This is a genomic window from Acetobacter aceti (genome assembly GCF_002005445.1).
Classification (GTDB): Bacteria; Pseudomonadota; Alphaproteobacteria; order Acetobacterales; family Acetobacteraceae; genus Acetobacter; species Acetobacter aceti_B.
Genome location: NZ_CP014692.1, coordinates 238,921 through 259,684 on the forward strand (window position 1 = coordinate 238,921; position 20,764 = coordinate 259,684).

The window sequence follows — 20,764 nt, forward strand, 5'->3', positions numbered from 1 at the left end:
GCGAGGAAATGTGTGATATATTTGCACTAATTGCGCGAAATGTCATGTATATACATAGGAATTTCGTGTTACACACAATTCTGATTTCTGTGTAACACGAAATTCTCAGGAGATAAAAATAGAGGATATCAGCAGGTAATCCTGTGGTGATTATCCATTGACCAGTAAATTGCGGACGGTGACAGGGCTCCAGTTTTCTTTCTTATGATATGTTCTGATTCCGAGTTCCTTCAGTCGCTCGCATATCTGAGAATATGTCATCCCGGAATTCCTTAAATCTCTGACGACCGGGAGCACCCGGCTTCTGTAGGCCGACAGTCTGGATTGCCTGACTGTTATAGCCTTCTGGACATCATCAGCCCCAAAATGATGGCATTTGTCACGCCAGCCCCCCAATTTCTTGCCACCGGCCTTCAACACAGCAAGGGCGTCCTTTGTGCGTTGGGAGATCATCTCTCTTTCCTGTTGAGCCAGCAGAGCCATGATGCCAACAGTCATGACGTTTGCATCTGGCATATCGCAGGCGATGAATGGAACATCCCCGCGTTGAAGCTGTAACAGGAACACAGCATCACGGGAGAGCCGGTCCAGCTTTGCAATCAGAAGTGTGGCTCCATACAGACGACAGGCTTCCATAGCTTTGAACAGTTCTGGTCGGTCATTCTTTCCTCCGGATTCAACTTCCCTGAATTCCTGGAGTAATGTTCCATTTCTATGAGTCACGAAATTACTGACTGCATCCTGTTGCGACTGTAATCCCAGACCTGACTTTCCCTGTTTTTCTGTTGATACGCGATAATATCCGATAAATCTGTTCATTATAATAATACCTCAAGACCCCTTGAGGTTATTTTATCATATCAATATCTTGTATTTCTGTTTGTGAAAAAACAGAGAGCGTGAATCTCTCTGCTATTATTTGTCTCGGTCAGTCAGAACCTTGTGCCATGTATTGTCAGAACCACAGAAGAGGAGGGTGTTCTGTGATTTGTCGACATCTACGGAACCGGGGCCGGTGCTGGCATTGCCATTGAGCAATGTCTGCCCACAGTAGCCACCCTGAACACCAGCACCTCCGGAAACACCATCATCCTGAGCCCGGAATTTAAGGGAGCCTTCCGTGCTGACGTTTCCATACACATTGACATCAGCACCGTTATAGAGACCGCTTCCCTGATGATCTCCGTAATCACCCTGCGGGTTTCTCCCGACAGTCAGGGAGTCCTGTATCCAGGCTGATCCCGAACCGCTTCCACCCTGATTGACGACCAGATTGCCATGGTTGATCCATTCATCTCCATTATCGAGCATCAGATAACCATCCGTCATTTCGACATTATCGTTTTCGGTAACTTTCTTATCGACATCCAGGGTGGAGGACAGATGTTCCGTTACACCTTCAATGTGACCCGTTTTGTCCATGTAAGAAAGAATCGTCCCGCCTGATCCTGTGCCAATTTTATCTTCGGAATACAGGTCAAACGTATGAATACCATTCCAGCCGGCAGGAAGCCCATTGTCAGGAGACAGGCCATTTGTCGCAATATTCCCGGCAAACTGGGCTTCATTCAGATGGGACAGACCAGATGGAAACACGTAATAGGCGTTGTTATTTTTATCTAACAGTTCAGTGGCCTGGATAATCTGGGTGCTGACACCCTGGAAGCCTGAACCGCCGGCGATGCTTATCCAGCCATTGGCATAAGTTGCGGCAGCATCAATTGCTCCATTAACACCTGGAGTAGCAGACCACTGAATGCCAGCCACATCAGATGTTACAACACCCTTCTCAGTAACAGTCTTTCCCTGAACATCCAGGTTATCGTTTTTGATTTTCAGGCCGGTGCCGGGGTTATTTCCCTGATAGGTGATCCACCCATCATTCTGGTCATAAAACCCACCATCATCGGAGATGTCGAAGTGACAGCCGGTCGCGTTACCCTGACAGGCCATCCCCCCGTTATACATATCGACCCGCCCGGTATGGGATGAATTCCCCATCTGGATATCGTTGTTGCCATTTCCATTCACAGCATAGGTGTTGTTCAGACTGTTGTTGTTCATGTCGATATTCGTATGCATCCGGTTGGCTTCAGGGTTTCCGGTGTCATAGCGGTTCAGCCATTCTGAAACAGGAGAGCTGGATGTTGTGAGGTCATACGCCACATGACCATATGTTGGTGTGACACCGCTGGAAGCCCATGTTGAAATTGGCTGAGACCACGATGCGAACGATCCCTGGATATTTGATGATGAAACACCGGGGGGAGGGCTTTTCATGACCCCGCCACCATTTCCACCCATCTTCGCCATGGCCAGCCCAACCTGTCTGTCATCCATAGGACTGCCTCCGGATGTCACCAGCATCCCTTCCAGATGCTCGGGGATGGTTCCATTGGCCTGGATATCACGCACCAGCAGATGAACTGTCTGGCCCATTGGCATGTTGGTTGTGAAATCATCCGGCAGAAGTCCGGTCGAACGCAGATCGCCTATTCCGTCCCAGTCACTGTTGCCGGTGATGGGGATTTCAACTGGTGTTTTGGATATGGCGCTGAGTAGTTTGTAATTTGCGGTGATATACGCATTGGAAGCCGAAGCGAGCATGGCCATTCTGTCTGCGGTGGCCTGTGCGTGCAGATTGTTGGTCATATCATTCTGCAACTGGGCGATGTTCGCATACATGGCGGCAGAAACGCCAAGCGCAAGCAACACATCAAGAAGTGAGAAGCCTCTTCTCCTTTTTGTTGTGGTTCCTGAAATATCTCCTTCTGTAATCATGTCTGTTCTCCTGCAATACATTGATTGTATCACAGAAGAAAACAGGATAAGTTTTTCCGGTTTTATGCCGGTATAACACCTGTTTTTTTTCGTATTTATGTAATTTGTTTGTATAGAATCCTGATACTCTGAAATCTGTATTATAATAGTATTGCCAGGCGTGGCATCCGGCTACACATTTCATGTGTTTCCTCCTGCCAGGCTGGCCAGGGGCTTCGCCCCGTGGACCCCATAGGAGACATACAGCCATGAGAAAGGATACCCGTATTTCAGTCAGATGTACCCGTGATCAGCTTGATAGATGGAACGCCATTGCTCACAGTCATGGACATCAGACAGCCTCATCATTCTTCCGGGAACTGATGGCTTCATCTGATTTCGTGACCCACGAAAAGAAACAGCTACTGGGTGAACTGGATCAGGCCACCGATCAGGTTGCAAGGTGCGGAAACAATCTGAATCAGATCGCTCATCATCTGAATGCCGGTGGCTATGAAGACGCTTCGGTTGCTGTTGGTGAATGTCGTTCGCTGATCCGGGACATGAAGCGGATCGTCCGGGATATCCGGCAATGATCATCCAGTCGGCACGCATGATGACTTCATCCGGTCCGGGAAAGACCTGTGCTCATGTGTTCCGGGGTGCGAAGAATGAAAGCATCGAAGTCATCCAGGGTTCTGAATTCCAGGTGATGCAGGACTACGATGAAGCCGGTGTCCGGGGCGACAGATACGCTGTCCGGCATTTCAAGATCAATCCGCAACATGACCTGAGCCGGGAGCAGTTTCTGGAAACCGTTTCCATACTGGCTATCGAATTCGGATTTGATCCGGATGCCTGTACCATCGTTGAGCACACGAAAACCAAGGCGTCCGGTAAGGCTTCAAAGCATATTCATCTGTATGTCAGTGAGAGGACGCCGGATGGAAAAGCGTTGGACAGCCGGTTCATGAAGGTCAGGCAGGAGAAGATTTCCCGGACGTGTGAGGCTCTGTTCGGTCATGACATTGTGCATGGACGCCATCAGCAGGCCGTCATCCATCAGCTTCGTGATGAAGGAAAGCATGACATTGCGGATGCCATAGAGAAAGCGACACCGGACCTGAGCCAGTCCGTTGAGTCAGCCTTCACGCTGACACAGCAACGCATCGCGGAACGGCACGGCATCAGTCTGCTGGATCTTCGTCAGAGACTCAAAGACCTGAGAATTTCGTGTGACACGTTTTCCGGCATGATCAAGCAGATGCAGAATATGGGTCTTCATGTGAAGAAAGGAGATCGTGAAAACACATATATCATCATGACTGATGAGGATAAATTTCTGGGTTCAGCAAACAGACTTCTGGGGATGAAGAAACAGGAATTCAGTCAGCAATATGAATCCAGCGTGCAGGGACTGAATACGAAATATGAGCCTGTTGAGGATGCGTCTTCGTCATACGTCCCGGAAACAGCCTCTGGGAAGCCCGTACAGACAGTTTTTGACGAAAATCGGCGTGAAGGCAATTTTGTTCCGAAAATTGCTACCTATCAGGAAGGCAGACTTCCTTCAGGAGAGAAGGAAAAGGTTGAGGCACCAGATGTCGAGAGACCTGCCCATATTCATCCTGATCTGGTGAATGGCACGAGTGAAACCAGTGAGGTTATGTCTGCCGAGGAAAAGAAGGCTATTCAGTCAGCTAATCATGATCGTACACAGGCGAGTCAGACCATCCGGAGAATGTTGGCAGATCAGGAGGAATTCCACCGGAAGCTTGCCGAGCTTGAGAAGCAATTCCAGGTCCGATGGGGGCATATCAAATCCGAGCCATTTCCTGATCCGGATAGTCGTAATGCCTTTCTTGTTCGTCAGAAGCACGAAGGAATCCTGAGACCTCGACGGGAAAAATATCGGACTGAAAAAGAAAAGTGGTTGAATGGTTCAGCTACAAGGAAGGCACTTCAGGAGTTCCAGAGTGCATTGAAGCAGTTACGATATGACAGGGACGATTTTAAGAATCTTGATATTTTGAACAACGACGATCATTTCAATTATTCGCTCAATCATATGTCTGATTTGTATGTCGCAGGTCGTGAAAGAGCACGAAAAGAATGGTCTTCTGACCTGTCCGTCCAGAGTTATTTGAAAGCAAAAAAAGATTTTGATGAACTTCTGGACTACATAAAGAAAACTGAGAATGTTGAGTTGTTAAAGACAGCCCTTCAAAATCCGGTGCGAGCGTTACAGCAAATGAGAGAATTGAAGAAATCAGAACAGCAAGAGAAAGACCTGATATATAAAAACACCGGACGTTCTCTTATGTTTTCGTATGATGAAAGATAATCTCGTATTTCTGATATCCCGCCGGATTGTTCCCAGCATGTTTCCTATGTTTCTGATTTAATTGTATTTTTCGGCTTAATCGTTCGTATCATTGATTTTCGTGAGATTACGCACCGGTTCTCTTACGTTGTCGTTTTTTGTGCCAATCTGCTGGAAACCTTGATATAATTTGTTCTGTTCGGTTTGATTAAGCTATTCCCTCCTCTTCTGAGGAGGGGGTTGGCCTCTCGATTTGTCACATTCCCAGAAGAAGTTTTCGGACAATATACATTCTTGGTTACTATATACCAAACATGGAACATTGTTATAAATATCATTGAATTCATTGACTATTCTATGTGTTCTCAATTTCATAGATACAGAAAACTGATTGTCGACATGATTTTTGAATTCTCTGAAATGAATACAGTGTAAATACATAATTTGAAGTTTCTGAATATCAGTTTTCAGATGGTAGAAATCTGGATGACGTGATGATAACAGATTCAACCTTTCATCCTGAAAACCTCTTATCAATATGAGAATCATTCCGTTCTGTTGTTTTTCCATCATTCTCTTATGAGATAATGATATCCTTCTATCAGATAAATCTTTGTATTTCTGATTGTTGAAAACAGCGTTATATCTGGTTTTGATATCTCTTTGTAATCCAATGAATGACACGTATGTATCTGATTTTCTACTATCTTTGAGACAATAAGATATCAAGCCCAGAGCATCCCAGATATCCTTGATTGAATCATTTTTACGATCAATTTCATTCGGAAACTGCTCAAGGACGACTGATTCAACATATTCTCTGTCAGATGGATTGACGTATAATTGAATGTGATAATGCGGAGTTTCATCTTTTTGAAGTTCAAGGGATGACATTCCAAGTAAGAGAATTTCTTTGTTTTTCAATATTCTTTTTATCTTTTTCCATCTCTTTGATATCTCGTTTTTTGCTGTTTCATAATCACAGTCATGGAATTCACTTTCAAGAGTTAAAGAGAGGAATAATCCTTCATATCTGAGATAGTTTTTTGCAAAGTCGTCTATATGTTCAGATATCGACCGATTGATTGAATATTTTTTCCTCTGTTGATATGTCTTGATATCATGAGCAGATAAACCAGTTTCTGAATTTTTCGAATCCTGAATGATGATATATGACTTTTCTGAATCTAATTTATCTTTATCAAATTGAATTTGGAATTCATCATTTTCAAGTCTGATATTCAGATATCGTCTGAAATTCCTACGTAGGAGATTGGCTTTTCGAGTTAGTTTTTGATGTGTGATTCGTTGTTTTCTCGTATTTCATCATACGATAATGACATCAGAGAGAAGCCTTCTTTGATGTCTGATGAACACGATTGAACCCAATCCACGACCTGATATGCGACCTCATGACAGTCAGAAACTCCGTAGTTTTCTGCGATTTTCTGAGTTATATGATTTTTATAGAATGGGTTGAGAGATAATAGAGTCCGCCAGATTCTGGGGTGTTCATTTCGCATGATTATCTCAATTTGTTCATAATTCACTTAACTCCTTCGCAATGAATACTTGACATCCAAGGAGCTATGCTATTATATAAACAACAAGCTCCTCCTTGATGTTTTTCATTTGGCAAAATAAATTATATCATGGATTCATAAAAAGGCCGGGATCTTTCCCGGCTTTTTTATTATGTGGATTTTTCAGGTAAATTGTCTTTATGAAAAATGACTCCTTTTTGAGTATAATAATTATAAATCTCCATCGCGATTGATTCCAGTTTAGAATTATATTCATTATTAAAAAACTCTTCATCAAGGCGCATTGCAAAGAATACACAAACGTCAACGAGTTTTTTTATAATTGAATGCATTTCAGTTATATATATACCTCTGTAATGCACATAGGATTTATCATTATCTTTTTTATAATTTTGCAAAAATGAATTTGTTGAAATATGACAATGGGTATTAGATAAGGATTTGTAGTCTAAATAAGCGCGTTGGCTTTGGAGTTCGTCTTTTGTTTTTTTATAAAAGACGCTTGCCATTGGTTTCTCTTTTCTCGGAACATTATCTAACATTTTTGATAGAGATTTTTTTGTATCATTCAAATCACTGTTTTTCTGCTTATACAGTTCTTTGATGTGTGAATTTTTTTCTATGAATAAGATCATATCATGCTTAAATCGCATTTCATCGTATTCATTTATGGATACGAAAAAATCTTCATCTTTAAGAAGGCATGCCAGAGCCAAATAGCATTCCAGCATATTTCTTATTATTGAATGTGAATCCGAATTAATGGCATGCCCAAGAAGAATAACAACGGACTGCAAGCTCTGGCAAAATCGCATTGTTAGCATATTGGAAAGCAACTCTTTCCTTGATTTATCGGGATTTAGTTTTTTCGTCATTTCCATAAGCAAGATATTAAGCCGATTGCATATAGAAAATTCTTTTTCGTAGTATTTCTCCACTTTCCATTTTTCGTTTTTCACTTCATCAGATAGAAAGCCTTGCTCTTCGAAAATGCTCATTTTGCGTCCAGTTTTTCTAATTTTTCTCTGATATCGGTTTCGGATGCATTCACATATTTCAGAAGTGTTTGCATGGTTTTATGCCTTGACATAGACGCGAGCGCACCAATGCTTAGACCCACATCCGCGAGCCTGCTAATTGCCTCATGTCGGATGTCATGCAACCTCAAGTCTTTGCATCCTGCACGTTCTCTTGCCCTACTCCATTCGTTTGAGACATCTGAGTCAGACATTGAAAAAAGTCTGTCATCATGACGCTTTCCGTTCATCAACTGTATGACACATGCTGTTGCATTTTCAGACAGATGAATAAGCCTTGGATGCCTATTTTTCGTGTCTTGTTTTCTGATCGAGTATCCCTTTTGACCATCGACTATCTCCCGGACTGTCGTTTCAAGAATCTCTGATTTTCTCATGCCCGTGGCGAGTGCAATGATGATGAATGGTATGATTTCATTCGCTCTATGACTATCTGACAGAGCGGAGAACAAGTCTCTTTCTTCTGTCCTGTTAAGCCTTCGTTGTCTGCCGTGTGGTGGTGGAGGCAGGAGGATATCTTTCACAGGATTTTTCAGGTCAGAGATATTCCATCCGCCTTGTGTGATGGGTTTCCTTGCGGTTTCATAGAGTGCTGACAGTTGGAACAGGTCGTTTCTGATAGTCGATGCGGAAGCAGGTGATCCATCTTTTTTGGTTCTGTTTTTCATCCATCTGAATAACATCTCAGGAAAAATGTCATAAAGTGACTCTTGTCCGAACTCAGAGTTTTTCCACATGGTCAGGCGGTCGGTCATGGATTTCCAGGACTTAAATTTGTGGACTTCTTCGGAAATGTATCGGTCAACAGCCCACGCTAATGGGTATGGTCTCTCTTTTCTGACTTCGGTTGCACGTCTGATTTCGTTCCCGCGTTCATCGAATTCGACGATTTCGGCGTTCATGCCGACTTCAAACACCTCAAAATTCGATGTCTCAACATTTATGAACTTTGTGTAATCGAAAGTCCGGTGGGGGTTTGCTCTACAGGCATCGACCTCAGCCAGAACATTCCTTTCCCACATCGTTGCATCGCTCTTTTTGGCGAAACTCCTATTCAGAGGAGGGAATCCCTTTCTGCGGACTTGTGCGAACCACATTCCGGTGTCGGAGCGTTTATAGATGCTCATAAGTCATATTCCAGTGCATCGAGATTGCATCGCGAGCATCACAGTAAACTTAGATATATGAAAAACAACGATTATTATTGGTTTGCTAAACCGTTATACGCTTAACAGCGTATCGTGGGTTCGAATCCCATCCCCTCCGCCAACATAATCAAAAAATATCATATAAATCAGTATGTTGTGAGTGGGTCGTTTTTCACTCCCATCATCCATCCCACCTTATGGTTTGCGGTTTCCTGCGGCGTTGGGCGGCTTCAAACCGCGTCGAAACGATTTGTGTTGGCAGAACATCGCGTGCTCTGATAGAACGAAACAAGAATGCGCTGAGGAGCTTTTTCGTTTAATATCCCCCTATCTCGACAGAACATCGCATACCCCCTCGTGAACGAGGGCAAACTTCCTCCCCAAGACAGCCCCAATCACCCCGCTCCTCGGCAAGGTGGTTCGACAAGACGACCGATGACCGGCCGTCATGGCTTGAGGAGTACGTGCGGTGCACGACATACAGACGTCTGACCCTCTGGGGCCCTTCATCACCCGGCTTGAGGCCGCGCGGATTTATCTGCGCTGCCACGTTGCGACGGTCGACCGTTACGTCGCCGAGGGGCTCCTCCCGAAGCACAAGTTTGGCCGGAAGACGCTTTTCCTTCTGACGGACGTCCTCAAACTGGTGATCCGGGCGGATGTCCCTGATACGGGCTCAGGCGGACCTTCCGGTTCAACGCGTCGTGGCCGCGCCTGTTCCCGGCCGCTTCCAGTGGCCCTGGAGACACTCATTTTCTATGTGATCGCTGTGGTCTTGCTGATACGATTTATCATGCTCCATCATTGACCCGGAGCCGACGGGGGCGTGCCTGGTGCACGCCCCCGTTCGCCTTCACTGAAGTCAGGCGCTCACAAGGCTTGAGCTCTGGCAAAAGCCTGGCCCAGACGCATCGTCAGCACGACAGGATCGCACACCTCATCGATATGCAGGACTTCGACCGGAGCCGTCCCAATATAGCGAAGCAGGCGTTCTTCGATAGCGTTGCGCAGCGCTTCGGCGTCTTCCGAGATCGAGCGCCCGTCACGGGTGACGGTGCCGACCACTTCAATATAGAGCGTGGGCTTCCCGGCGACTACCTGGAACGGGCTGCGGCGTATGATACGAGCCGTGCGAAACAGATGTCCGCGCGCGTCCTGTCCAATATCGATCTTGAGGTCCAGATCACGGCGGATGGTGCGACATGGCTGGATCGGGGGCTCGTGTCGCGAGGCAGGTCGAATATAGTCGATGCCGGGTTCGGTCATAAGGTGACCAAGGCTCAGAAACAGCGTCAGGACGTGCTGGTCGAGCGTGGTGACGCATGGCGCGGCAGGGAGGGGCGCGTCCGCTACCCCAGCCGCCCGGAGGCGGGATTCTGTGTCAGCGGAACATCCCATTCGCTTATGGCGTACTGCAGGATCGATGCCAGCAGATTAAGGCGCTTGACGACCGTCGCCGGAGCGAATGTCGCGCTCTGCCGGTCGCGGAACGCACGAACGGCGGGGATCGCGAGCTTTGAGAGTTTCAGCCCGGCAATCGCATCATTGAGCAGGGCGGGAATGTGCCCCTTCCGGTCGCGCTCGCGCGTCGCCATGCGCTCGTCGCGATAGCGCCCGATCAGGGTTTGGAGCACAATGCCGTCAAGGGCGCGGTCATCGACATTCCGGCCCTCGCGGACCCTGACGGAAGTTTCTTCGAGCCATGCCCGGGCCAGACGGGCGCTCTCGAATGTACGTGTGACGCGGTGGCCGTGGACGAGTTTGCGCGCCCGATACTGCTTAGGGCCACGATAAAGAACGCCCTGAGGCAACGGCTTCCCCGTTGCAGGGTCTTTGAGATTTTCTTCCGCTTTGAGCCCCGCCATATCCACCTTCTCCGCCTGAGGTGAGAAAGTGACTCCGCCTGAGGTGAGAAAGTGACTCCGCCTGAGGTGAGAAAGTGATTGGACCGGAATTGGACCAAAAATGCGAGGTTTTTATCGCCTGCCGATCGCCATATCAAAGCTAAGTGCCTGATACTAGACAATTTAAAAATTGGCGTCCCATAGGGGATTCGAACCCCTGTTGCCGCCGTGAGAGGGCGGTGTCCTAGGCCTCTAGACGAATGGGACGTTGGCCGTGGGCGGCTTCTTACGGCAAGAGGCGCGGCAATACAAGCATTCTGCTAAAAAATAATAAGCGTGCGGCAGTGTATCACTGAGAAAGATCGAGTTCGCCCGCCGAATGTCCTGCCGCTGTATCCCAAAGGACGATCCGATCCGGACCACCGCCACTGAGGCGGACCGCCATTACTGTTCCGTTCGACCAGGCAATCTGTTCAATCCTGGAACCTGCTGGCTGATGAAGAAGGAATGTCTGAGGCGGTATAACCGGCGTGCCAGCCGGCATGGAAACACTCACTGGTGCGGCAATGGGCAAGCGAGGGTGCGACATCCGGTGAATAATGATCGCCACCAGCGCGATCACTCCCAGGATAATCAGGATTCCCATGCCGATGACGGCCGCAAACAGCCCTCGCCGCGCGAAAGTGCTCTGCTCCATGCCGTCATTCCTTCACAGTTGATGCCATCGGCCTGTAAATGACACTCATGACGGATTCAACCCACGGGCCACGCACCCTGATCATCACCGAGGAATTTGCCGGTCAACGCACGGATCGTGTGCTGACGGCCTGCTTCCCGGACCTGTCCCGCTCCCGCATCAGAAATTTGATTGACGAGGGGCGTTTGACCCGTAACGGGCTCTGCCTGCGTGAGCCCGCCGATCCCGCTCGTCCCGGTGTTGAGCTTGTTCTGGATATTCCTGTGCCGACATCCGCCGCACCAGAGGGCGAGGCCATCAGCTTTCCTATCCTTTACGAGGATGATGACCTGATCGTTCTCGATAAACCTGCCGGTCTCGTGGTTCATCCTGCGCCCGGTAATGAAACCGGTACCCTTGTGAACGCTCTTGTCGCGCATTGCGGAGAAAGCCTCGTCGGGATTGGAGGAGAGCGGCGCCCGGGAATCGTGCACAGGCTGGACAAGGATACGTCCGGCCTGATGGTCGCGGCCAAGACCGAACGGGCGCATCGTGCCCTGTCAGAGGATTTTGCCGCCAGACGGATCGATCGCTCCTACCTCGCCTTGTGCTGGGGTGTGCCCTCTCCAGCCAGGGGAGAGTATGAGGGCAATATCGGCCGCGACAAACGGGACCGTAAACGCATGGCAATCGTGGGAAGTGGTGGCAAGGAAGCACTGACCCGCTACACGCTCCTGCGGGCATTCGGCACCTATGCCGCACTGGTGGAATGCCGTCTCGCCACCGGGCGTACGCACCAGATCAGGGTCCATTTTTCAGCCAATGGTCATCCGCTGATGGGTGATCCGCTTTATCTGCGCCGGATTCCTGCGATCGCGAAAACATGCCCGATGGACGCACGTGATGCCGCGCTGGATTTCCCCCGACAGGCGCTCCACGCAGCCCGGCTGGGATTCACGCATCCGGCAACGGGAGAGAAGCTGCTGTTCGAAACGACGCCGCCCGAGGATTTTACGACTCTTGAAAGAATACTTATGAGTGATTAACTAACATAATTTTTTGTTAATCTTGACTTTTTCGGGGATTTACTTTAGACAGAGCCTATCTTTTCGACGTGCCAATTAAAGGCCGCCGGAATGGATGTCCCGGCTTCTTCTGCCTGAGTGGGGGAGTGTGCCGGGGACACATCAAATCCACTCCCTGCGTCGCCCGATATCACAGGCCGATCACGCCGACGTTCAAAGTTTACGGAAGTCGGATAAAACAGACCAGTGACCGGGATGAAGGAGATTTCTCCATGGCATCACCCTCCCTAACTCTTGGACCTGACACCAGCCTTTCCCGCTATCTTCAGGAAATCCGCAAATACCCTCTTCTGTCACCGGAAGAAGAATCCTCTCTTTCCCGCCGCTGGCGCGATAAGGGCGATGTAAAGGCTGCCCACAAGCTGGTCACATCCCACCTCCGTCTCGTCGCCAAGATCGCTTTTGGCTACCGTGGCTATGGGCTGCCGCTGAACGAACTGATCAGCGAAGGCAATGTTGGCATGATGCAGGCCGTCCGCCGGTTTGATCCGGAGCGCGGCTTTCGTCTGGCCACCTACGCCATGTGGTGGATCCGTGCGGCGATTCAGGAGTATATCCTGCACAGCTGGTCGCTGGTGAAGATGGGAACCACCTCTGCCCAGAAGAAGCTGTTCTTCAATCTGCGTCGTCTCAAGGGTGAGATGAAAGCGATTGATGACGGTGATCTGGCGCCGGAACAGGTCGATCACATCGCCAGGACGCTCGGTGTGCCTGAGCAGGACGTCGTGGCGATGAACCGCCGTCTGGCGGCCGGCGATCATAGCTTGAATGCGCCTCTCCGCAGCGATGGGGACGGCGAGTGGCAGGACTGGCTTGTCGATGATGGCGACAATCAGGAAGACATGCTCGGCGAGCATGAGGAACTGTCAGACCGTCAGGCTTTGCTCTCGAGAGCAATGGCGTCGCTTAACGAACGTGAGCGTCACATTTTCGAGGAGCGTCGCCTGAAAGACGAACCTGTGACGCTTGAGGAACTGGCTCAGCATTACGGTATTTCACGCGAACGCGTGCGTCAGATCGAAGTGCGGGCTTTCGAGAAGGTGCAGGCTCACATGAAAGAAGACATTGAAGCGCGTCGTCAGAAAGAAGCTGTGACGCAGTAGGTTTCAGGGCATCGCCTTTTTTTGAATGAGGCGGTGCTTTCTGAAGCTTTTTTGAAAAAGCTCACCCAAACTTCCTTATGGGTTAGGCCGGTTTTGTGGGTGGTTCGTGCTCGGAGGCGCTAACGACCCCTTTTTATTTTGGCGTTTATAGCCGCAGTCGCTTTTCAGGGCTTTGCCCCGAACCCCACAAAGGGACATGGTCCCTTTGATCCCACCCTGTTAAAAATAAATGGGTGAAGGGATCTGTGATCCCTTCCGGGTGCAGGGCAGAGCCCTGCTGCAACCCCCATGTTTCCTTTATCCCAGACACTTTTTCCGGAACGCTTCAAAAGCACGAGCCCGATGACTGATAGCATTTTTCTCTGCGTCACTCATCTCGGCGAATGTCCGCGTTTCACTTTCAGGGACAAAAATCGGATCATAACCATGCCCTGCAGCGCCGCGCGGCGCGGGCGCAATGGTGCCGTCGATGCGTCCTTCAAAACATTCGGTCGTGCCGTCAGGGAAGGCGAGGCATAGAACGGAGATAAACCACGCCTCACGTTCATCGCCGTCGATGCCTTCCTCAATCCGCTGCATTGCACGAGCGAAATCCTTGTCCGGTCCGGCCCAGCGTGCGGAATAAATGCCCGGCGCACCACCCAGAGCGGAAACACAGAGACCGGAATCGTCTGCAAGGGCAGGAAGACCTGTCGCCTTCGCTGCTGCCTCCGCCTTGATGCGGGCGTTGCCTTCAAATGACAGGGCGGTCTCGTCTGGCTCCGGCAGATTCATCTCGCCTGCAGACACGACTTCAACACCATAAGGCGCCAGAAGCGTTGCGAATTCGGCCAGTTTGCCCTTGTTATGGCTGGCAAGAACCAGACGGCTACCCTGTTTCAGGGGAAAGTGTGCGCTCATGCGATCTCCACTATGTTGACGTCCACGTTCTGTGTGAGGAACCGACGCTGTATGATCTGTCTGTGGTCATGAATGAAAAGACCGACACTTGTATCGACTGTGCCGGCATGCCTTACGATGCCTTCGCATTCTACAGAAGTGGGCTGGTCAGGGAGCGCCATTAAACAATCCCGCAGTCAAGCAATAATGGTTCAAAGCGTCCGGAATTTTGGCACGTGAGGCGCTGCTGTAGAGTCTGAACGCACCGAAGAAGGGCTTGTCATTCCACAGCGACAGCTCCCTGTAGCTGGGCGCTGTCCAGCTTGTCTGTCAGGATGATGCACACGACGTTCCATCGTCATCTCGATCGCTCGCCTTGTGCGCCCATTCAGACATCAGACAGTCACGCCCGATATTCTTTCTGAATGTTCCACCGGCAAGAGCTGGGACAGCAGGGCCGGATGCAACGACCGTGCTGACCCGAGGGAGGCCGAATCAGCGACCCGGCGGCGCCATGAATTCAGGGCCGACCGGATCCTTGATGCAGGTCGTGAGGATCGTATCGATCTCACGGAGATCGTCAGCGCTCAGATGCCAGCCCATTGCGTCGGCGACGGCTGTGATCTGGTCCGGGCGGCGTGCGCCCCACAGGGCAATCGTCGGTCCCTGATCGAGCACCCAGCGAATGGCCAGCGCCAGAAGCGACCTGTCATGTTTCTCGCGTGCGAAATCCTGCAACTGGCGCACCGCTTCCAGATATTGCGCATAGCGCGGAGACTGGAACTTGGGATCGGCGCTGCGCAGATCATCAGAACCAAATTTGGTTTGGGCCGTCATCTTGCCTGATAACAGACCGCGACAGAGCGGGCCGTAGGCAAGGATCACCAGATCATGCTCGCGGGCATACGGCAGGATGTCATGTTCCATGTCGCGTTCAAACAGATTGTAAGGCGGCTGCACGGCCGCCAGCGGAGCGACCGAACGGAAAGCCTCCATCTCGGCGATGGTGAAGTTGCTGACGCCAAGCGCCAGTACCTTGCCCTCCCTGACCAGATCCTCGAGCGTGCGGGCTGTCTCTTCCATGGGATCGGCGGAATCAGGCCAGTGAACCTGATACAGGTCGATGTAATCGGTGCGCAGACGGCGCAGCGAGTCCTCGATTTCCTTGCGAATACGGGCCGGCGACGTATTGCGGAACGGCTTGTGATCCTCTTTCCAGTCCAGTCCGACCTTGGTTGCGATCGCCACCCTGTCACGTCGTCCGGCAAGGGCCTGCCCCACAATTTCCTCCGAATGGCCAAAGCCATAGACAGGAGCCGTATCGATCAGAGTGATCCCCAGATCAACGGCTTCCTGAATGGTGGCAATGGCGTTCCTGTCATCCGGACCACCCCACATCCAGCCACCAATGGCCCATGTGCCGAGCGCAACGCGCGAGACGGGATGTTCAAGCCCGCGGATGGTGGTTGTTTCCATAACAGATGCCTGCGCCATGAAGACTCTCCGTGTTCGTGAACCGGTGATGACGGTTGTAACCGCCTGCCAGCGCAAACGTACCACAGCGTCCCGGGATCTGTTACCCGCCCCAGAAGAGCGCAGCCATGCCCGCCCTCTTCACTCTTTCCTAAAGCAGGATTCCGGTGAAACGTATCACGGCTGTCTATCTCCAGATGCATGAGGCTCCAGACGCATGAGGCTTGCGTAATCAGGCTGCGTTTTTAAGGGCTTGGGCGGCTGTCACAGCGACACCCATTTATCCCGGCGGCAGGCGTTCAGGAGGCGCAGGAAGATCTTCAATATATGAAATTTTAAAAGCTGCTCTGGGGACGATAACATCGATAGGCAGGGGACGGATTATCCCTTGCATCCGTGGGCCGGCTCAAAAGGAAAGAGGATGAACCCTGCCGGTTCTGACGTTCTCCCTGTATTCCGGAGACGGGCTTACTGAAACCTCTTGCCTCACCCTTCGTCACGCAGCAGAGTCTTCTGACGACACTTCAGCAGAAAGGCGCATCTTCCATCTCTGGCTCCAATGAAAAATCCGGTCTGACTTTTAGTCGCTCCATTGAACTTCTTGGAGCTGCTTCCGGTCTGAATTCACGTTCCGCCACCATCCTGCGGGAACTGGTTGAGCATTATCTGGAGACGGGTGATCCGGTTGGCAGCCGCACGCTGTCACACCGACTGCCGCTCGGGCTCTCTCCCGCCACGATCCGCAGTGTGATGGCTGATCTGACGGATGCTGGCCTGCTGTTTTCGCCGCATACTTCAGCCGGTCGTCTGCCAACCGAAAAAGGGCTTCGCCTGTTTGTCGACGGGCTGCTTCAGTTCGGCAATCTCAGCGAGGACGAGCGTAAGTCCATCTCCAGTACGCTGGAAATGCGCGGACGTTCGCTGGAAGACACGCTGACGGAAGCGTCGTCGCTTCTGTCAGGACTGTCACAGGCCGCCAGCCTCATCATCGCGCCGAAAGGCGAGGGGGCGATCAAGCACATCGAATTCGTCGCTCTGGGTGGAAACCGGGCTCTCGTGGTGCTTGTCGGCGCAGATGGGCAGGTCGAGAACAGGGTGATCGACACACCGGTGGGAATGCCGCCTTCCACCCTGACGGAGGCGGGCAACTACCTGAATGCTCGTCTGACCGGTCGCACGCTCGTGGAACTGCGGACGCGTGTGAATGACGAGATGGAGGCGGACCAGACCCAGCTCGATCAGCTCGCCACGGAAGTTGTGGCCAGTGGTCTGGCGACATGGAGCAACGAGGGACGGGGAGGCACGCTGATCATTCGTGGGCAGGGTAACCTGCTGACCGACATCACGGAGATCGAACGTCTTTCGAGCATCCAGCGTCTGTTTGAGCGGCTGGAAAAGCAGGACGCCATGCTGCGTCTGCTGGAGCTGGCCGAAAATTCAGAGGGTGTCCGGATCTTTATCGGTGCGGAGAGCGGCCTGTTCGGGGCGTCAGGCATGTCGATGGTTGTCGCGCCGGCCCGCAATGAAGCCCGACGGATTGTGGGCGCCATCGGGGTCATCGGGCCGACACGCATCAATTACGGCAGGATCATTCCCGTCATCGATTACACGGCCAGTGTGATCGGACAGATGCTGGGATGATGGGAGTGAGGCCGCGTTACTGACTTTTTGCCTATGTGGAACTTGCCAGCGTGGAGCTTGCCGGTGTGGGGCGGTCAATGATGGTGTCACCCCACGACTTGCCCGTCTTCGGCTCGGCCTCCTGCCGGGCAGCCATTGTCATGGTCTGCCCATGAGTTCTGCACTCTAAAAACAGGCCACCCGGATTTGAACGGGCGGCATGTCTGATACCGTGCTTATTTGACCTGAGCTTCGTAGCTGAGAAGCTTGGTTTTGAGATCGGTTGCGAGCTTTACCAGATCCGCGTTTGTGGACGTGGCGGCGCCCGCGGCGACAACAGCGCTTGTGGCTTTTGTGCTGCTTGCAAGGTAGCGCGCATAAGCCCTGTCAAACGCAGCGCCATGCAGACGCTGCATCTGGTCAATGACCTTCTGACTCTGGGCAGAGGGCTTTGCCGCCAGTGTTGCCGTACCGGCTGTCGCCAGCGCGGTCAGCTTGTCATGGTTATCCGTGAGGTCTTTTACGATCGTTGTGCCGAGGAGCGCGATATCGTTGCGGGCGGCGTTGGTCTTGGCGAGATTGGCCAGAGCAATGTGGGTGAGATCCACATCATTGATCTTTGTGGCGAGGCTTGTGTCCGCAGCAGCAAAGGGTGCGGGCTTTGCCAGAGCAGGCAAAGGCGGCGCAGGTGGCTGACCTGGGTTCATGCAGGCGCTCAGCGTGAAAAGCGAAACGACGAGAGAAGAGCAGGCAAGCACCTGATGACGTGACGGAAGCAGCATGATCAGAAAATTCTCCTTTGATCTCAGGGAATATTTTACATGACTGCCCTGAGTCTCAGACGACACTATTAAAGAACCTCAATGATAACAGCGTATGACGGGAGGCAAAAGGCAAGGCAGGGGTGTCCCTCGATTTTCGGGTAGGGATCGGCTGCGTCCGACCTGAGCAAGGACGGGTCTAGAGCAATTCCACTGAACTCTGGCCCAGTGGAATTGCTCTAATTCATTGTTTATCGAACATATTCACCAGTTCGAATGTGTCCATTCAAACTGGATATGCTCCAGGAGCAGGATTACGCCAAAAGAGTATGCGGTCGTGTTCTGGTCCCGGGTTGCGCTGGACGCGATCCGTGGTGAGCATACACGGCCAGAGCCCCAACCGGGCCATTTCTGCCTGCTGTCCGCGAACACGCTTCGAGCTGATCATCAGGCCCATTTGTGTGATCCGGACAGTCTGTCATCATCAGGGAAATCAGGCTGCTCCACACGGATCATGAATGATGGAACTGCTCTGTTCTGATCAAAGCCAGAGGGTTTCTCGTCTTTCCATCTCTTGCTATGCATGGAAACAACACAGTACGTAATAATCTCAGGCGTCCTGATTAAGGCGTTCCGGGCATGGTGTGAGGGTGGTCGAAAAAATGACGTGTCGTATTTGGGGTCTGTTTGCGGTCGCCTCACTCTCTATCGGCTTAAGCGGTTGCGGATATTTCGATTCACGTGCTGCTCACAAGGCACAGCTTACGATGATCGGGATGACATCCTACGATCTGCAGGCCTGTGCGGGCCTGCCAGCCAGCACCAAGCAGCTCAATGATACGACGCAGATCTTTACCTACACAGGCACGCAGCCAGCACCGAGCTACGGGGGATCCACCCTCATTCCGGTTGGTGATATTTCGACACTCGTGAACACGCTTGGCGGCGGCGGCGGCACTGGCTGTACTGCTGTGATCCGTGTGGACAATGACCGTGTGTCCGACGTGCATTACATGGGCAACGATGATGAAATGATCGGCACGGACGGTGTCTGCTCCATCATCACCCGTGGATGCGCCCGTCAGCCGGAAGGCACGATGAACAGTTCCGCTGGTGGTGTCTTTGGTGTTTCTGCCTTCCATTCCCCCAGAACACCGCAGCAGTCCACTTCTGCGACCTATTCCAAGCAGTCCGGCAATGCGGTGCTGAATACCGAGAAGAATTCCACCGCACCAGCTATTGTGCCGCGGACCCAGTAAGAAACGGATTTGAAAAAATCCGGCTTATGGAGGGGAGAGGGAATGTTGCTCAGGCGGCGTTCCCTCTTCTTCCTTGTTGGCGTTATCAGTTTCTTTGTGGCTGTGTCGCGACCCGTGAATACCGGGATGCCTGAGTATAGGCCTTGTCCGTGACCCAATGCAGGGTCGCTTTGCCCTCTTCCTGCGTTAAAACGCCTGAATCCACGTCCTTTCCGACATTCAGAGACGCCAGGTCAACCTGCAGAAGAAGGGAATACTGCGCCCCCATGGCGGCAGGCCCATAATGGGAGTGTGCCTGATAAATGCAGCTGAACCGCTGATAGGCCGTGCCTTTTGCAAAGGGATATTTTGCAAAACAGTCTGAAACAGCGGCGTGCATGTCCCCTTTGCCATGATCATCCACACATCCTGCCAACAGAACACAGACCGAGGCTGTAGCCAGACACTGTGCCCACAGGGCGATGAGTAGACGCGTGGCGGACATGGTCTCTCCGGAACAAGGGAACCGGGCTGTTTCTGGGAAATGTCTCATAGTCTTGATTGCTGTATCAAAAGGAGAAGAAGGAACTTCAGTGAGGTAAAGAGGATGGCTCCAAAACGCCAGACACACCCTTGCCCCTTGTTGTCTCTCCGGGCGCGGCTTTCCACGCTATGACAGAGGCCCGCCAGTTTTCTTCCCGGCTGTCTGTCGCGCAATCACCGTCATAGTCTGGCTCTGCGTTCTGAGCTTGGCAGGGCGCAGGCGTCGCGATGGAAGGCCGATTTCAATGATACAGTTTCGTCGAGATGGAAAATCAGTCTGCATTGCGTTTTGAATACGTTTTCTGTGGGGTGTGAACGTATCATGACAATCAGGCAATCCTCATGCAGGAGTTGCAGGCGGCGGCGGCAATGCCTATTAGCGTGCCCATTACCGCAGGAGGCGGTTGTGTTCGAGCCTGCGCAGACTGTTTAAAGTCGGCAACCCTTCAACCACAAAAACTGCCCACCATCTTCCGGGAGATGCCTTCAATGAGCACGATTTCGACAAATGAGATTTCACGTCTGCAAACCACCCTGCGCCGCCTGCTTGGGGCCAAGGGGCTGAGCGTCAATGCGCCGCCGCGTCCGGGGCTTTCGGTGGAACTGGCCGTGGACGGTGAGGTGATCGGCACGATTCATCGCGATGATGATGAAGGCGAAGTGTCTTACGCCATCAATATCATCCTGCTGGAAGAAGATCTGCCGCCGCCGACCTGAGACAGGTAGGCTA

The 20,764-nt window shown here is 51.4% G+C and carries 19 protein-coding genes, 1 tRNA gene and 1 pseudogene; 9 read left to right on the top strand and 12 right to left on the bottom strand.

Annotation, left to right across the window (positions count from 1 at the left end; all coding sequences use genetic code 11):
* Positions 1-150 precede the first annotated feature (150 nt).
* Both A0U92_RS01120 and pilV read right to left on the bottom strand, forming a co-directional pair.
* On the bottom strand, positions 151-819 hold the full coding sequence (locus A0U92_RS01120) for a recombinase family protein (protein WP_077811625.1): 669 nt from the start codon (positions 817-819) through the stop codon (positions 151-153).
* Positions 820-915: 96 nt separating this feature from the next.
* A complete protein-coding gene (gene pilV, locus A0U92_RS01125) occupies positions 916-2,781 on the bottom strand; it encodes a shufflon system plasmid conjugative transfer pilus tip adhesin PilV (RefSeq protein WP_187668824.1) in 1,866 nt (621 codons plus the stop codon).
* 248 nt (positions 2,782-3,029) lie between these two features.
* Here pilV and mobC point away from each other — a divergent pair, with 248 nt between their 5' ends.
* A complete protein-coding gene (gene mobC / locus A0U92_RS01130) occupies positions 3,030-3,356 on the top strand; it encodes a plasmid mobilization relaxosome protein MobC (RefSeq protein WP_077811627.1) in 327 nt (108 codons plus the stop codon).
* Positions 3,353-5,104 (top strand): hypothetical protein, encoded by a 1,752-nt coding sequence (locus tag A0U92_RS01135; RefSeq protein ID WP_077811628.1) that lies wholly within the window; start codon positions 3,353-3,355, stop codon positions 5,102-5,104. Before mobC ends, A0U92_RS01135 begins: the two co-directional genes overlap by 4 nt.
* Positions 5,105-5,296: 192 nt before the next feature.
* On the opposite strand, the gene A0U92_RS17085 is transcribed toward A0U92_RS01135, so the two are convergent.
* The 3 genes from A0U92_RS17085 to A0U92_RS01150 form a co-directional block, all read right to left on the bottom strand.
* The gene (locus tag A0U92_RS17085) at positions 5,297-6,007 is read right to left on the bottom strand and encodes a hypothetical protein (RefSeq protein ID WP_187668825.1); all 711 of its coding nucleotides are present in this window, start codon (positions 6,005-6,007) and stop codon (positions 5,297-5,299) included.
* A 769-nt stretch (positions 6,008-6,776) separates the two neighbouring features.
* Complete coding sequence (locus A0U92_RS01145; protein ID WP_077811630.1) at positions 6,777-7,625, bottom strand: DUF5677 domain-containing protein; 849 nt, start codon at positions 7,623-7,625, stop codon at positions 6,777-6,779.
* Complete coding sequence (locus A0U92_RS01150; protein ID WP_077811631.1) at positions 7,622-8,791, bottom strand: site-specific integrase; 1,170 nt, start codon at positions 8,789-8,791, stop codon at positions 7,622-7,624. The genes A0U92_RS01145 and A0U92_RS01150 overlap by 4 nt, the downstream gene beginning before the upstream one ends.
* 490 nt (positions 8,792-9,281) lie before the next feature.
* Here A0U92_RS01150 and A0U92_RS01155 point away from each other — a divergent pair, with 490 nt between their 5' ends.
* Positions 9,282-9,620, top strand: a complete 339-nt coding sequence (locus A0U92_RS01155) for a helix-turn-helix domain-containing protein (RefSeq protein WP_077811632.1) — start codon at positions 9,282-9,284, stop codon at positions 9,618-9,620.
* Positions 9,621-9,757: 137 nt separating this feature from the next.
* Positions 9,758-10,108, top strand: a pseudogene (locus A0U92_RS18565) (DUF3363 domain-containing protein); the annotation flags it as partial.
* A 53-nt stretch (positions 10,109-10,161) separates the two neighbouring features.
* Here A0U92_RS18565 and A0U92_RS17090 read toward each other — a convergent pair.
* The 3 genes from A0U92_RS17090 to A0U92_RS01175 all read right to left on the bottom strand — a co-directional run bounded on the left by A0U92_RS17090 (position 10,162) and on the right by A0U92_RS01175 (position 11,353).
* Positions 10,162-10,677: a hypothetical protein gene (locus A0U92_RS17090; protein WP_236748215.1), complete on the bottom strand. Its 516-nt coding sequence runs from the start codon at positions 10,675-10,677 to the stop codon at positions 10,162-10,164.
* Between the two features lie 170 nt (positions 10,678-10,847).
* A tRNA-Glu gene (locus A0U92_RS01170) sits at positions 10,848-10,923 on the bottom strand.
* An 82-nt stretch (positions 10,924-11,005) separates the two neighbouring features.
* On the bottom strand, positions 11,006-11,353 hold the full coding sequence (locus A0U92_RS01175) for a hypothetical protein (RefSeq protein WP_077811634.1): 348 nt from the start codon (positions 11,351-11,353) through the stop codon (positions 11,006-11,008).
* 47 nt (positions 11,354-11,400) lie between these two features.
* Here A0U92_RS01175 and A0U92_RS01180 point away from each other — a divergent pair, with 47 nt between their 5' ends.
* Both A0U92_RS01180 and rpoH read left to right on the top strand, forming a co-directional pair.
* Positions 11,401-12,378 carry an RluA family pseudouridine synthase gene (locus A0U92_RS01180; RefSeq protein ID WP_077811635.1) on the top strand — a complete coding sequence of 326 codons (978 nt, stop codon included), beginning with the start codon at positions 11,401-11,403 and terminating at the stop codon, positions 12,376-12,378.
* 251 nt (positions 12,379-12,629) lie between these two features.
* Complete coding sequence (gene rpoH, locus A0U92_RS01185; protein WP_077811636.1) at positions 12,630-13,520, top strand: RNA polymerase sigma factor RpoH; 891 nt, start codon at positions 12,630-12,632, stop codon at positions 13,518-13,520.
* Positions 13,521-13,817: 297 nt separating this feature from the next.
* Here rpoH and rdgB read toward each other — a convergent pair whose 3' ends face one another.
* Positions 13,818-14,420, bottom strand: coding sequence for an RdgB/HAM1 family non-canonical purine NTP pyrophosphatase (gene rdgB, locus A0U92_RS01190; RefSeq protein ID WP_077811637.1), 603 nt, complete (start codon positions 14,418-14,420; stop codon positions 13,818-13,820).
* A gap of 474 nt (positions 14,421-14,894) precedes the next feature.
* Positions 14,895-15,893: an aldo/keto reductase gene (locus A0U92_RS01195; RefSeq protein ID WP_077811638.1), complete on the bottom strand. Its 999-nt coding sequence runs from the start codon at positions 15,891-15,893 to the stop codon at positions 14,895-14,897.
* A gap of 552 nt (positions 15,894-16,445) precedes the next feature.
* Between A0U92_RS01195 and hrcA the strand changes: the two genes are divergently transcribed.
* Positions 16,446-17,513, top strand: a complete 1,068-nt coding sequence (gene hrcA / locus A0U92_RS01200; RefSeq protein ID WP_077811639.1) for a heat-inducible transcriptional repressor HrcA — start codon at positions 16,446-16,448, stop codon at positions 17,511-17,513.
* Positions 17,514-17,728: 215 nt separating this feature from the next.
* Here hrcA and A0U92_RS01205 read toward each other — a convergent pair whose 3' ends face one another.
* Complete coding sequence (locus tag A0U92_RS01205) at positions 17,729-18,274, bottom strand: DUF4142 domain-containing protein (protein WP_077811640.1); 546 nt, start codon at positions 18,272-18,274, stop codon at positions 17,729-17,731.
* A gap of 746 nt (positions 18,275-19,020) precedes the next feature.
* Here A0U92_RS01205 and A0U92_RS01215 point away from each other — a divergent pair.
* Entirely contained in the window at positions 19,021-19,512 is a 492-nt protein-coding gene (locus A0U92_RS01215) for a hypothetical protein (RefSeq protein ID WP_077814176.1), read from the top strand.
* Between the two features lie 85 nt (positions 19,513-19,597).
* Here the strand turns inward: A0U92_RS01215 and A0U92_RS01220 are convergent, their stop codons facing one another.
* Positions 19,598-19,996 (bottom strand): hypothetical protein, encoded by a 399-nt coding sequence (locus A0U92_RS01220; protein ID WP_236748216.1) that lies wholly within the window; start codon positions 19,994-19,996, stop codon positions 19,598-19,600.
* Positions 19,997-20,523: 527 nt separating this feature from the next.
* On the opposite strand from A0U92_RS01220, the gene A0U92_RS01225 reads away from it, so the two are divergent.
* A complete protein-coding gene (locus A0U92_RS01225) occupies positions 20,524-20,751 on the top strand; it encodes a DUF3126 family protein (RefSeq protein ID WP_077811642.1) in 228 nt (75 codons plus the stop codon).
* Positions 20,752-20,764: the final 13 nt, after the last annotated feature.